Here is a 12,770-nt window from a genome sequence, read left to right as displayed (position 1 = left end):
TATGGAAACTGCAAGGATATTGATAGTTGAAGATGAGGCCATAGTGGCTATGGTCATTAAAAAGAGACTTTTGTCTCTTGGATACGTTGTTTCCGGGGTAGCTGCCAGTGGCAATGAAGCAATAACAAGGGTTGAGGGTACATACCCTGATCTGATCCTAATGGACATATTGCTCAAAGGAGATATGGATGGAATAGAAGCTGCAGGTATCATAAAAGAGCGTTTTAATGTCCCTATTGTATTCCTAACCGCCCATTCTGATGACAAGACGCTTGAAAGGGCAAAACAGGTTGATCCTTACGGATATATAATCAAACCATTTACTGAAAAAGATCTTAGCGCTACCATTGAAATCGCCCTTCACCGTCATCGTTCCGACAGTGAAAAAGCGTTTTCCTGATGCATCACAATTACTCATATCACTTTTCCATTCACGCGAGGGAACATCTTGTTCTCTCAGCTTTTTTGTTCAATTTCTAATTTCAATTTGCTTTTTAAAGCTTATGTCCAATTTTAAAACCTTTGTACTTTTACCTCGCAAATCACCATTTTGAGTACTTAAGTTGTTTTACATAGCTAACCGCATATTTTTAGGTTTATCCCAAAATCGTGGTCGGCTAGGTTATATAAAATCCATATCAACGTTTTTTTGGCGGTGTAGTAGAGGTGCCGCATTTTGAGAATAGAAATTGAAAGGAACTAAGAAAGGAATCGGTGATGAAATGGGAATGACAGAAAAATTAAGTGAAACCATCATAACTCAGAATATAGATGGTTGTGTAGCAGCAGTTAATGAAGCCCTTGACTCAGGTATGAGTGCTTTTGATGTGGTCAGTGCTCTTTCTGCTGGTATGAAGGTTGTTGGTGACAAATTCGAAGCTGCAGAGCTTTACCTTCCACAGATCATGATGTCTGCAAAGGCAATGAAGAACGCAATGGAAATTCTTGATCCACTCCTCGCAGAAGGTGCAGGTGAGAGGGTCGGCACTGTCATCAAGTTTGTCCAGGAAGGTGATATTCACGATATCGGCCACAGGCTTGTTGCAACCATGCTTGGTGCAAACGGTTTTGAGGTAATTGATCTTGGTGTTGACGTACCTAACGAAAAAGTCGTTGAGGAAGTCGCAAAACACAAAGGTGAGAAACTCATGATTTCCGGTTCAGCACTTATGACTACCTCCATGCTCGGTCAGAAAGATGTTGTCCGTCTCCTTAAGGAAGAAGGTCTCCGTGACTCAGTCAAAGTAATGTTTGGTGGTGCACCTGTTACAGATTCATGGATTGAAGAAATTGGCGCAGACGCAACTGCAGAAAATGCAGCAGAAGCAGCAAGTGTTGCTCTTAAAATCATGAAAGCATAAGAGGTGTACAAGATGACATTCACAAAATCAGTAACCTGTTTTGATTTCTATGACCGTGCACAAACCGGTGAAAAGACAACACAGGATGATTGGGACTTGATGACCATTCCAATGAAAGCAATGGAACTCAAGCAGAAATACAACCTTGACTTTGGTAAAGAATTCATCCCAACCGACAAAGACCAGATGGAGAGGCTCTTCAAAGCAGGTTTCGAGATGCTCCTCGACTGTGGTATCTACTGTACCGACACCAAGAGGATCGTCAAATACACAGAAGACGAAATCTGGGATGCAATCAACAACCCACACAAGGAATTCCAGCTTGGTACCGGCAGGGATGCTGTTCAGGTTACCAAGAGATCCGTAGGGGACAAGAGGAAATCTATTGTACAGGGTGGTCCAACCGGTTCTCCAATTTCCGAAGATGTCTTTATTCCAGTTCACATGAGCTACGCTCTCGAGAAAGAAGTCGACACCATTGTAAACGGTGTAATGACCTCCGTTCGTGGCAAACCACCAATTCCAGGCAGTCCATATGAAGTTCTCGCAGCCAAGACTGAAACCAGGCTCATCAAGAACGCAGCGGCAATGGCAGGTCGTCCAGGTATGGCAGTTTAGGGCCCAGAGACCTCCCTGTCCGCTCAGGGTAACATCGCTTCCGACTGTGTCGGTGGCCAGGTTCCAAGCGACAGCCACGAAGTCTCCCAGCTCAACGAGCTTAAGATCGACCTCGATGCAATTGCAGTTATGGCTCACTACAAGGGTAACAGCGACATAATCATGGATGAACAGATGCCAATCTTCGGTGGATACGCTGGTGGCATTGAAGAAACCACAATCGTCAACATCGCAACCCACATCAACTCCATGGTCATGAGCAGTGCCAGCTGGCACCTTGACGGTCCTGTCCACATCAGATGGGGATCCACCAACACAAGGGAAACATTGACCATCGCTGGATGGGCATGTGCAACCATCAGTGAATTCACTGACCTGCTCTCCGGTAACCAGTACTATCCATGCGCTGGTCCATGTACCGAGATGTGTCTGCTTGAAGCATCCGCACAGTCCATCACTGACACAGCTTCGGGCCGTGAAATTCTGTCCGGTGTAGCATCCGCAAAGGGTGTTATCACTGACAAGACCACCGGTATGGAAGCACGTATGATGGGTGAAGTATCACGTGCAACCGCTGGTGTCGAAATCGAGACAATCAACGACATCCTCGACAAACTCGTAGCAAGCTATGAGGGTGACTATGCTACCGCTCCCGGTGGCAAGACATTCCAGGAATGTTACGATGTCAAGACCGTTACACCAACTGACGAATATGTCAAGGTGTACGATGGTGCAAGGAAGAAACTCGAAGACCTCGGTCTTTCATTCTAAGTTTGAAGTTTTGAAAAGTAGGCGAAATGCCTGCTTTTCTTTATTTGCAGAACAGAAAACCAAATAAAAATAGATAAACCAAAATTGGAGGCATCAATATGGATACTTGGACACTTGTTAACGGTGTACTTTACCTCGTAAGTTTTGCCATGATTGGCTACATGCTACTGGATGCCACGAGGGTTTCGAGGAAATAAGGGGGGACAATAAAATGGATGGTCAAGAATCTCCAGCACTTGTTAAAACATTGCGTCCTTACCATGTTTGGGCCCTTGGTGTCGGTATCGTGCTTGTGGGCGAATACATGGGTTGGAACTTTACTGTCGCTAAAGGTGGTATTCTCGGTTCGCTCCTGGCATTAATTGTTGCAGGTACCATGTACATCATGGTTTCTCTCTGTGCCAGTGAACTGGGTGCATCTACCAAGCTGGCAGGTGGACCTTACGACTGGGCCAGGTTGTTTGTAGGTCCCGGTGCAGCAGCACTGGTAGGTCTGGCAGTATACATGGAATATATAGCTCTTGAAGCTGCGGATGCGATTGTGGTGGCATCGGTAGTCCAGGCGATATTCCCGTCGGCACAAATAGAAGTATTTCCGGTGACGTTAATTGTTATAGCTTTCTTAACGTTCATGAACTATAGGGGTGTAGTGGCGGCTTTAAATCTTAACTTTGCTCTGACTTTCACTGCACTGATTGCAATTATAGTATTCTTCTTTATGAACATAAGCGGATTCGGTGGCGAGTGGCATCCCGAATACCTGATATCCGGAGCAATACCCAATGGATTTGTGGGTATTTTTGCGGCGTTGCAGTTTGGTCCCTGGTTCTATCTTGGAATTGAGGGAGCTGCGATGTGCGCAGAGGAATGTAAGCACCCAACAAGAGCTATCCCGCTGGGTCAGCAGGCCGGTATGATTACCCTTCTGCTTGCAGCTGGTATGACTCTATATGTTTGTTCAGGTCTGGTACCAGATACCGATCTAGGTGTTTCAGCATATCCGCTCTTTGAAGCAGCAACTAACAGTGGCGTAGGAATCCTGATTGCACTATTGGCAGTAGGTACACTCTTTACCTGTCTCGCAAGTGCGAATGGTACGGTTTGTGACTCTTCAAGGTCATGGTTTGCTCTGTCAAGGGATCACTTCCTGACCCCATGGTTCTCAGCGATTCATCCAAAATACAACACTCCGTACAGGGCTGTTATTTTCACAATGCCAATTGCAATTGCGTTTGCATTCAGTGGTTACCTTGATCAGGTTATTACGTTCTCAATCACTTCTGGATTGGTCTGCTATGTCCTGATTCCGTTCTCACTGATACGCTTCAGGAAGATGTTCCCGAACAGTCACCTGTCCGGTAACGGTACCATGAATGTTGTACGTCCGTTTGCAGGACCGCTACAACCCGGGCTGGCATGGTTTACAATCATCCTTGCAATAGTAATCATGTCTACACTGAACTGGGGATATAACTACAACCTGATCTTCGGACTGGTGTTCTATGTGATAGCGTATTTCTACTTCACGTGGAGATATCGTTCGCTTGAAGTACACCATGACTGGGGTGAGGATATGGGATGGCCTGAGCCTGTAGGAGCTGACTAAGGAGGTATACTCAATGGAAGAAAATACAAATGTTGATACCGGCAAATATGCCGGTAAACTAAAAGCGGATGCCGGTATTGTGGTGTTGTTGCTTGGTATACTATACTTCTCAGAGAGCTATATCGTCTACAACATACTTACTACAGTATGGGCTGATGTACCGGAAGCTGCAACAATATTACCTGCTTATATCCTCTTCTTTGTGCTCTTAATAGGCATTGAGACAGTCGGATGTCTGAAGGTATACGGTTCGATCAAGGAACATATGTACACATTTGAGTACTATGATTAAGGAGGGTTTCGATGGGAGTTACTACTAAAAGTGGAGAAGAGCGTAGTCTCTTCATGCAGATCTTCGATATCCTGTTTATCTTCGTAGTAGCAGGTGTGTGTGTGGTTACACCGGTTATCCTTCAAGGTACTGTCCTTGTGGGGTGGGGTGAAACCGGAGGAATGCAGTTCGTATGGGATCCGGTAGCGTATTTCAGTCTGCTGGCTGTAATTCTTGTCTTCTTCATTGTGATCCTGTATCACTCTGTCAGGAATTACAAGTTCTAAAATATGAAAGAGGTGCCTTGTAATCTAGGGCACCTTTAATTTATTCAGGCAGGTAAGAATATGTCATATGATATTAAGTGGATTGAAAGTGATGATGAGCTCAACGAGCTTGAAAAGAAACATGCACCGGTTATCACTACTCCGGATACTATGGATACGGGTGATTCCTATGAAGTGAAGGTAGAAGTGGGAATATTGCCTCATGTAATGGAAGGTGAACATTACATTGAGTGGATTGAACTTTGGCTGGCTGACCGCAAAATCGGGAGAGTCGATCTTGGTCCGTCGGCAGAAAAGGCAGAAGCCGTATTTACAGTTAAACCGACAAAAGACATTATTGCAGCAAAAGAATATGAAATGTGTAATATCCGCGGTGTAAATGTTTGTGCTGAGAGTCTTGATTCAGTTCTCACACATCTTCGGGCAATCGAAAGCTGCAATGTCCATGGTGTCTGGGGCAGCCATAAGAAAATAGAAATCAAAGAGCAGAAGTGATATTTTAAATTGAGTATCTGTTCTTAAGTATGATTTAGATTTGTGTTATGCCGGCCTTGGGGGAGGCCGGCACTGATTTTTTATTCGTTTAAATCAGGGAATTAGTGTTCCAGATCAATTTTTGATTGAGTCGGATGGGGGAATGAAGATAATGGTAGTTCCACGCATACTCGTCGTTGAAGATGAAATGATAGTGGCCATGGGAATCAAACTTAAGCTTGAAAATATGGGATATTTCGTTTGTGGTTTGGTTTCAAACGGATTAAGTGCATTAAAAGTTGTGGAAGATACGTATCCTGATATCATTTTAATGGATATAATACTTAAAGGGGAAATTGATGGTGTGGAAACAGCGACTTTAATTAAGCAAACTCACGATATACCATTAGTCTTTTTAACAGGGGATAGCAGTGCAGAGACTATGGCAAGGGCTCTTGCTATTACACCTGCCGGTTTTATTGAAAAGCCGTTTATGGATCTTGAATTAGAAGATGCTATAGAAAATGCGCTTTGTTCCAGAACGATAAGCTATACCGTCCAGGGGGAGAGTCCGATAGGGCTTTGAAAGAAGAACTTCATAATCTTTATATCCAATCCAGACTTTGAAGAAACCGATTCCGATGATAGACGTCCTCATTCTTTTCATTTTGAGTTTTCTTCTAATCACAAAGGGTGCGGATTGGTTTGTGGAATCGGCAGTTTCAATATCCACAAAAAGTGGGATTCCAAAGGTGGTCATCGGTGCAACGATTGTCAGCTTTGCAACTACTGCACCTGAATTCACAGTTTCGGCTTATGCTGCATATTTAGGCCAAACTGATATGACAGTGGGAAATGCCGTGGGTTCTGCAATCTGCAATACCGGATTGATACTGGGAGCGGTCATTTCCCTGAAAGCAATTCAGGTTACAGATGATTCTTTCCTGCAGAGGGGACTTTTCATGCTGGTCTCCGGTATAATCCTGCTGGTAACTTCACTGGATGGGAATATTTCACGATTTGACGGTTTGGTTATGCTCCTGTTTTTTGCAGGTTTCCTCTACTTCAATTACCGGTCCCAGCCTGCAATTTTTGATCGATCCGTTCAATGTGAAGATGAAGAGTGCGGAAGCATGAAAAAAGATGTGATGTACTTTCTTGCCGGTTCAATTTTTGTTGTGGTGGGTAGTCGCATTCTGATCTATTCAGGTACAGAAATCGCTTACTGGCTTGGAATTCCGGAAATGATTATTGCATTAACTCTTGTAGCATTTGGTACTTCCCTTCCGGAACTCATTACTGCGGTATCAGCAACACTCAAAAATCATCAGGACTTAACAATCGGAAACATTTTTGGCGCAAATACAATGGATATTGTGCTTATCCTGGGCTTTTCGTCCCAGCTTACTAACCTTCCGATTGGTGCTCAGTCCCTGCGCTATGATTTTCCTGTAATGCTTGTAGTTATGGTTGCAATCATTGTATTTGGATTGACAAAACGTCGCTTTGATCGCTGGGAAGGTTTCCTTATCCTTTGCTTCTATCTTGCTTATGTGGCAGGGCTGTTCATATTATACAGTTAAAAATAGTATCTAAATTCATCTCTTGTTTTTGTTTTTAGGAAACACTTATATCATATTCCTTCCCTTTTTTTGCGGAGATAAATTATGTCAAAATGGTGGCTTTTATTTTTAGTAGTGGCTATGGTTCTTGTAGCTGGCTGTACCGGTGATGAAACTACAACAGAAGTTTCAACGCCAGAAGGCGATGTTGAGATAACTTTTGAAGAAGGTGCAGAGGGTGAGTGTCCTGTAGGGACAACATACATTTCAACATATCCTGAAACTAATCAGGAAATAACTCTTGAGATTGTTGGTACAGATGAAATCGAAGGAGTTGAAGTGTGCCACGCGGTTGCGGAACTCGAAGGATTTACAGGTGCTGATGATGTTGAAATCAGCAAAGTTGAGTACTATTGGTCTGAAGAAGGTGAAGTTGTTATCTGGACTGCTTATGATTCATCAGATGACGTTGTCTATGAGATGAGGGTTATTGGTGAATCCGTAACAATTACAACAGCTGAAGGCACCCTGGATTTCAGCAATTTTGGAACCGAGTGAGGTTCCTTTCTTTTTTTTATTTCTGGCAATAACCAGAACTAATATTTATATTTATGAATTACTATCAGTAATAATATGCATCTTCCAACTCCTAAAGAGCTCAAGCAAAAACGCATTGAACTGGGATTAACGCAAAATGATCTTGCCGTACGCGCAGGTGTAAGCCAGCCCTTGATTGCCAGGATTGAATCGGGAGATGTTGATCCGCGGCTTTCTACACTCCGGAAAATATTTGATGCATTCGAAGAATCCGAAAAAGAGCAGGTTCATGCCTGTGACATAATGCATTCCCTTGTAACATTCGTTTCTTCTTCTGATTCGCTGGATCATGCCGTGGAAATTATGCAGGAATACGGTTATTCACAATTACCTGTTATTGATAATGGTGTTCCAATGGGAAGTATTTCAGAAGATATGCTGGTTCGTGCAATGGCCGAAAACAAAGCTTCCCAGCTTTCACGTATGGAAGTTGCGGATTTTATGGGTGAATCATTCCCTGTTGTATCACCAACAACCGACATAGGTCTTGTGTCCCAGGTTCTGGAAAGATATCCAGCCGTTCTTGTTGTTGAAAAAGGTCAGACAATCGGCTTTGTTACAAAGCATGATGTCATAAAATTGCTTCATGAATAACTCTATTTTGGAATTTGAGTAGAGTTATATAGCAAGGATTCATTAGGATAGAGTTGGATTACAAACACTAGAGGTATTCCTATGGATCTTGAAGACACACTATTAATGATGCCGGGACCTGTTACTGTTGTCCCGCGAGTTTTAAGGGCAATGTCAAAACCCATGATTAATCATAGGGGCGATGCTTTTTCAGAAATGTATGACGATTGCCGCAACATTCTTGCAGATGTATTCCAGACCAAGAATGATATTTTTGTGATAAGCGGCTCAGGAACTGCCGCAATGGAAGCAGCTGTAGGCTGTATTGCCGGTCCTTCTGATCGCATTATTTCTCTTGAAAACGGTAAATTCGGTGAACGTCTCAAAGACCTTGCCGGAATGTATGGTGATGTTGTACCCCTTGAATACGAATGGGGTCACTCCTTTGATCTTGATGAGCTGGAAAAAGCCCTTCAGGAAGGAGCAAAAGCTGTCACAATGGTTCACAATGAAACCTCTTCAGGTATTCTCAATCCTGCAAAGGAAATCGGTGCACTTGCCAGGAAATATGGTGCTCTTTTCATTATGGACGGTGTTACTTCCATTGGCGGTGACGATGTCCGCGTAGACGAATGGGGTGCAGATATTGCAATTGTCGGTTCCCAGAAATGTGTCGCAGCACCACCGGGTCTGTCAATGATTTCCGTAAGTGAACGTGCATTCGAGGCAATGGACAAGGAAAGCCTTCCTTACTACCTTGATCTTAAAGCATATCGCAAGAGTGCAAACAAGGATAAAACACAGACTCCTTACACACCTGCAATTCCACTTTTCTATGGGTTACAGGAGGCTCTCCACATAGTTGCTGAAGAAGGAATGGAAGCACGAATCAAACGTCATGCAACGGGCGCTGCAGCAGTCAGGGCCGCAATGGATGTCATGGGTATTGAGATGTTCCCACAACTCGATGAACACAGCAACTACTCAAATACTGTTTCTGCCATGAAAGCACCTGAGGGTCTTGATGGTAATGCGATTAAGAAAGCTATGCTTAAGAGCGGTATTATGATCGCAGGCGGGCAGGCACATCTCAGTGGTAAGATATTCAGGATAGGCAGTATGGGCAATGTTACCTATGGTGACATGATGAGAACCATACAGCAAGCTGCTCTTATATTCAAGAAAGAAGGTCTTATCAACTCCGTTGGCCCGGCAATTGAAGCTGCTGCCGATGTTATAGACAAAGCTTGATCAGTCATGAAATCCGTAGGAATTGTTGACACGACGTTTTCACGCTTTAATATGGGTGCTGCTGCTGTGGATGAGCTACAGCAGCATGCATCAGTGCGAATAGTCCGTGTCACGGTTCCCGGTATCAAGGATTTGCCAGTGGCTTCTAAAAAGCTAATCGAAGAAGAGAATTGTGACATTGTGATGGCTCTCGGGATGCCCGGAGGAAAAGCACAGGACAAAGTGTGTGCACATGAAGCTTCCACCGGCCTTATTCAGGTTCAGCTCATGACAAATACACATATTATCGAGGTATTTGTGCATGAGGACGAGGCAAAGGATGAAAATGAACTTGTTTTTCTTATGGATATGCGAACCCGTGAGCATGCGGTAAATGTCATCAAAATGTTGTTTAAGCCTCAGCAACTTATCAAAGAAGCAGGAACAGGCCAAAGACAAGGGTTCAGGGATGCAGGTCCTGCACGCCTCTGAAAAATCAAAAATTATTGCTTAACCTTATATTAATTGATAAACCAATATTTGCTCAGGAGTGTTATTAAATGACTATGAAGCTGGGATTTGTTGTAGCAGAATTTAACAGGGATCTGACTTACCAGATGGAACTCCTCGGAAAGGAGCATGCAACTTTCCTTGGTGCAGAAGTTGTAGATACAATTCTTGTTCCGGGTGTCTATGATATGCCTCTTGCAATCAAGAAACTTTGCAGTCGGGATGATATAGATGCTGTAGTAACAATCGGTGCTGTCATCGAAGGTGCAACCAAGCATGATGAGATTGTAGTCCAGCATGCAGCACGTAAAATAACTGATCTTTCCCTCGAATTCGATAAGCCTGTAACTCTTGGTATTGCCGGTCCGGGTATGACCCGCATGGAAGCACACCAGCGTGTGGACTATGCAAAAAGGGCCGTTGAAGCTGCAGTTAAACTTCTTACCCGCCTTTAATTGAGGGAAATTGTATGTCTTCTTCACGCTTAAAAAGGGTAGGTGAATCTCCCACGATTCGCATTGCAAATATTGCGAGCCAGATGAAAAGCGATGGAATTGATGTCATAAGCTTTAGTCTTGGAGAACCTGATTTTGACACTCCAAAACACATATCAGATGCTGCAAGTGAGGCACTTTACAATGGTGCTACCCATTATGCTCCATCTCCCGGGATCCCTGAATTAAGGGAAGCCATTGCCAACAAGCTTGTATCCGAAAACGGGCTTGAAGCAAAAGCATCCGACATACTTGTTACTCCTGGTGCCAAACAGGCAATTTTTGAAATAATGATGTCTGTTCTTGACGACGGTGATGAGGCCATTATTTTTGATCCGGCCTGGGTGTCTTATGATCCATGTATCAGCTTTGCAGGTGCAAACACGACCTGGGTTCCAACAGATCCAGACAACGGGTTTATGCCTGTGGATGTAGCTGACTACATTACGGATAAAACCCGTATTATCGTGGTAAACAGCCCATGCAATCCTACTGGGGGTGTTTTTAGCCAGAAAGAACTCAAGAACATTGCAGATCTGGCAATTGATCACGATCTTCTCGTACTTTCCGATGAAATCTATGAGAAAATTGTGTACGATCGCAAGCACCTTAGCATCGGGGCGATGGACGGGATGCAGGATCGTACAATCACAGTAAATGGTTTCTCCAAAGCTTATGCAATGACAGGCTGGAGACTTGGTTATGTCCACGCCAATCCGGAACTTCTTCAGGGATTCAAGAAGATTCATTCCCATTCAGTAAGCAGCGCGACCACTTTTGCCCAATATGGGGGAGTGGCTGCACTGGAAGGTCCACAGGAACCTGTAATGGAGATGGTGGACGAATTCAGGAAGAGGCGCGACATTCTTATTGACGGTTTGAATGCAATTGGAATCAAGTGCAACAAACCTGATGGTGCTTTCTACGCATTTGCAGACGTCAGTGAATATGGTGATGGTGACACCATCGCAGAAAAACTGCTTTCCGAAGCTCACGTTGCTTTAACCCCTGGTTCTGCATTTGGTGCAAGTGGTAAGAATTTCGTAAGGATTTCCTACGCGACTTCACAGGAAAGAATAAGGGAAGCCCTGAAAAGGATTGAAGATTGTCTGCTTTAATCCTTTTTTCCATATCTTTTCAGAATTTCTTTTATGATCTTTCCACTGCTGCAGAATCTGCAGGCTTCTGATTTTTCGATTCTTGTAATTTCGGATGCAAATCCTCTTTTTGCAAGTTCTTCTTTGAGTTTGTCGGAATCAAAAACCTGATCATGTCCAAGAGCTATTATGTCAGGCTGGATTTCTTCAAGAGGCTCAAACATATCGCCTTCACTTCCTAAGATTGCATAATCCACAACTTTTAATGCTGTAATCATCCTGACTCTCTGTTCTTCGGGAATAATGGGTTTAGGTTTATGCTCTATTTTGGAATCCCTTGCAACGATTACGTACAACTCATCGCCCAGCTTTTTTGCTTCCTCAAGAAAAAAGAGATGGCCGGGATGAAGAAGGTCAAATGTGCCGGTTGCAAGTACTCTCGTCAAAATATCACCTGTTTGAATTCCATAGGTGACAAACTATTTAGGATTTTTGAACTTTCCCAATTATCCTTCAAGGACCGCATCCCGAACATTTGCATAACAGGCTTTGAGGGTACTAAGACTTGCAGGAATATTCATAATGTCAAATTCAAAGAGTTCTGCAAACTCATTGACCTGTGCATCGAAGTCTTTCTCATAATGCAGTCCGGTTTCAACCTTGGCAACATGCACGTAACCCACCGTCTCAAAAACAAATCGGGATGTTTCAATATCGTTTGGATCCTTTCCAAAACCAGATGATACAAGCATATCTCTCCAGTTAGCTGCCCACATGGGTGTAAGGAAAAACGTTCCTTCCCCGTTGAAACTTTTCAGGGTCTGGAGGTAAGCGTCCCTGCCCCCAAGTACGGCTCCGATACAATCATCGATAATTTCACCGTTTGGTTCTTTCAGGATGGCAACTCTGCACTTATGATCTTCAAAATCCTTCTCAACATCCCTTAAGATGTTGCCACATAGTCCGTAGAAAAGGAGAATGCCATTTGAGAATGGAGTGAATTTTTCTATATTTGCATATACTTCATCTTTCAGTTTTGCAGGTACTGCATGCAATGCAAATTCAAGCATCTGAACCACTACATGGAATCCCATTTTGTTGAAATCATCAGGGCTGAGTGATTCCAATGGCGCGAGATGGTGATGGACGCCTGAAGCTTCCAGCTTTCGCTGTATTCCTTCAGATTCATCATTTTCAATAACAGTAATGTCAGTAATCAGTGGGTCTTCTTCCAGAAGATGTACAACTTCGTCTTCAAACATCCTGCAGCAAATAAGGGTTAATACAGGCAACCTTTCTCCTCCGTTTTCCTTTTACAG

General features: G+C 43.6%; 16 protein-coding genes and 1 pseudogene. 15 read left to right on the top strand and 2 right to left on the bottom strand.

Annotated elements, in window-relative coordinates:
* Nucleotide 1: 1 nt before the first annotated feature.
* The 15 genes and pseudogenes from J2755_RS03510 to J2755_RS03440 all read left to right on the top strand — a co-directional run bounded on the left by J2755_RS03510 (nt 2) and on the right by J2755_RS03440 (nt 11,472).
* Entirely contained in the window at nt 2-400 is a 399-nt protein-coding gene (locus J2755_RS03510; RefSeq protein WP_209679725.1) for a response regulator, read from the top strand.
* 322 nt (nt 401-722) lie between these two features.
* Nucleotides 723-1,361 carry a corrinoid protein gene (locus J2755_RS03505; protein ID WP_209679901.1) on the top strand — a complete coding sequence of 213 codons (639 nt, stop codon included), beginning with the start codon at nt 723-725 and terminating at the stop codon, nt 1,359-1,361.
* 12 nt (nt 1,362-1,373) lie between these two features.
* Nucleotides 1,374-2,750, top strand: a pseudogene (locus tag J2755_RS03500) (monomethylamine:corrinoid methyltransferase).
* Nucleotides 2,751-2,961: 211 nt separating this feature from the next.
* A complete protein-coding gene (locus J2755_RS03495; protein ID WP_209679723.1) occupies nt 2,962-4,356 on the top strand; it encodes an APC family permease in 1,395 nt (464 codons plus the stop codon).
* Between the two features lie 13 nt (nt 4,357-4,369).
* Nucleotides 4,370-4,648, top strand: coding sequence for a monomethylamine transporter (locus J2755_RS03490; RefSeq protein WP_209679720.1), 279 nt, complete (start codon nt 4,370-4,372; stop codon nt 4,646-4,648).
* Nucleotides 4,649-4,659: 11 nt separating this feature from the next.
* Nucleotides 4,660-4,914: an AcrB/AcrD/AcrF family protein gene (locus J2755_RS03485; protein ID WP_209679717.1), complete on the top strand. Its 255-nt coding sequence runs from the start codon at nt 4,660-4,662 to the stop codon at nt 4,912-4,914.
* Between the two features lie 60 nt (nt 4,915-4,974).
* A complete protein-coding gene (locus tag J2755_RS03480) occupies nt 4,975-5,409 on the top strand; it encodes a class II SORL domain-containing protein (protein WP_209679713.1) in 435 nt (144 codons plus the stop codon).
* Nucleotides 5,410-5,560: 151 nt separating this feature from the next.
* Entirely contained in the window at nt 5,561-5,974 is a 414-nt protein-coding gene (locus tag J2755_RS03475) for a response regulator (protein WP_209679710.1), read from the top strand.
* Between the two features lie 37 nt (nt 5,975-6,011).
* On the top strand, nt 6,012-6,971 hold the full coding sequence (locus tag J2755_RS03470) for a calcium/sodium antiporter (protein WP_342591045.1): 960 nt from the start codon (nt 6,012-6,014) through the stop codon (nt 6,969-6,971).
* A gap of 84 nt (nt 6,972-7,055) precedes the next feature.
* The gene (locus J2755_RS03465) at nt 7,056-7,508 is read left to right on the top strand and encodes a hypothetical protein (RefSeq protein WP_209679707.1); all 453 of its coding nucleotides are present in this window, start codon (nt 7,056-7,058) and stop codon (nt 7,506-7,508) included.
* Between the two features lie 75 nt (nt 7,509-7,583).
* The gene (locus J2755_RS03460) at nt 7,584-8,141 is read left to right on the top strand and encodes a CBS domain-containing protein (protein ID WP_209679695.1); all 558 of its coding nucleotides are present in this window, start codon (nt 7,584-7,586) and stop codon (nt 8,139-8,141) included.
* Between the two features lie 81 nt (nt 8,142-8,222).
* Nucleotides 8,223-9,371, top strand: coding sequence for a pyridoxal-phosphate-dependent aminotransferase family protein (locus J2755_RS03455; protein ID WP_209679686.1), 1,149 nt, complete (start codon nt 8,223-8,225; stop codon nt 9,369-9,371).
* Between the two features lie 6 nt (nt 9,372-9,377).
* Complete coding sequence (gene ribC / locus J2755_RS03450; protein WP_209679684.1) at nt 9,378-9,842, top strand: riboflavin synthase; 465 nt, start codon at nt 9,378-9,380, stop codon at nt 9,840-9,842.
* Between the two features lie 68 nt (nt 9,843-9,910).
* Nucleotides 9,911-10,315 (top strand): 6,7-dimethyl-8-ribityllumazine synthase, encoded by a 405-nt coding sequence (gene ribH, locus J2755_RS03445; RefSeq protein WP_209679681.1) that lies wholly within the window; start codon nt 9,911-9,913, stop codon nt 10,313-10,315.
* 14 nt (nt 10,316-10,329) lie between these two features.
* Nucleotides 10,330-11,472: a pyridoxal phosphate-dependent aminotransferase gene (locus tag J2755_RS03440; RefSeq protein WP_209679678.1), complete on the top strand. Its 1,143-nt coding sequence runs from the start codon at nt 10,330-10,332 to the stop codon at nt 11,470-11,472.
* Here the strand turns inward: J2755_RS03440 and J2755_RS03435 are convergent.
* Together J2755_RS03435 and J2755_RS03430 are read right to left on the bottom strand one after the other, a co-directional pair.
* Nucleotides 11,469-11,915, bottom strand: coding sequence for an adenylyltransferase/cytidyltransferase family protein (locus tag J2755_RS03435; RefSeq protein ID WP_342591052.1), 447 nt, complete (start codon nt 11,913-11,915; stop codon nt 11,469-11,471). The genes J2755_RS03440 and J2755_RS03435 overlap by 4 nt on opposite strands.
* A gap of 42 nt (nt 11,916-11,957) precedes the next feature.
* Nucleotides 11,958-12,743, bottom strand: a complete 786-nt coding sequence (locus J2755_RS03430) for a DUF1638 domain-containing protein (RefSeq protein ID WP_209679675.1) — start codon at nt 12,741-12,743, stop codon at nt 11,958-11,960.
* Nucleotides 12,744-12,770: the final 27 nt, after the last annotated feature.

This window comes from Methanohalophilus levihalophilus, from assembly GCF_017874375.1.
Classification (GTDB): Archaea; Halobacteriota; Methanosarcinia; order Methanosarcinales; family Methanosarcinaceae; genus Methanohalophilus; species Methanohalophilus levihalophilus.
This window is presented reverse-complemented; position numbering and strand designations above follow the sequence as displayed.

Coding starts and splice junctions, on each gene's coding strand:
- J2755_RS03465 (WP_209679707.1), top strand. CDS start 7,056: ATGTCAAAATGGTGGCTTTTATTTTTAGTAGTGGCTATGGTTCTTGTA.
- J2755_RS03480 (WP_209679713.1), top strand. CDS start 4,975: ATGTCATATGATATTAAGTGGATTGAAAGTGATGATGAGCTCAACGAG.
- J2755_RS03460 (WP_209679695.1), top strand. CDS start 7,584: ATGCATCTTCCAACTCCTAAAGAGCTCAAGCAAAAACGCATTGAACTG.
- J2755_RS03490 (WP_209679720.1), top strand. CDS start 4,370: ATGGAAGAAAATACAAATGTTGATACCGGCAAATATGCCGGTAAACTA.
- J2755_RS03485 (WP_209679717.1), top strand. CDS start 4,660: ATGGGAGTTACTACTAAAAGTGGAGAAGAGCGTAGTCTCTTCATGCAG.
- J2755_RS03440 (WP_209679678.1), top strand. CDS start 10,330: ATGTCTTCTTCACGCTTAAAAAGGGTAGGTGAATCTCCCACGATTCGC.
- ribC (WP_209679684.1), top strand. CDS start 9,378: ATGAAATCCGTAGGAATTGTTGACACGACGTTTTCACGCTTTAATATG.
- ribH (WP_209679681.1), top strand. CDS start 9,911: ATGACTATGAAGCTGGGATTTGTTGTAGCAGAATTTAACAGGGATCTG.
- J2755_RS03510 (WP_209679725.1), top strand. CDS start 2: ATGGAAACTGCAAGGATATTGATAGTTGAAGATGAGGCCATAGTGGCT.
- J2755_RS03475 (WP_209679710.1), top strand. CDS start 5,561: ATGGTAGTTCCACGCATACTCGTCGTTGAAGATGAAATGATAGTGGCC.
- J2755_RS03505 (WP_209679901.1), top strand. CDS start 723: ATGGGAATGACAGAAAAATTAAGTGAAACCATCATAACTCAGAATATA.
- J2755_RS03495 (WP_209679723.1), top strand. CDS start 2,962: ATGGATGGTCAAGAATCTCCAGCACTTGTTAAAACATTGCGTCCTTAC.
- J2755_RS03455 (WP_209679686.1), top strand. CDS start 8,223: ATGGATCTTGAAGACACACTATTAATGATGCCGGGACCTGTTACTGTT.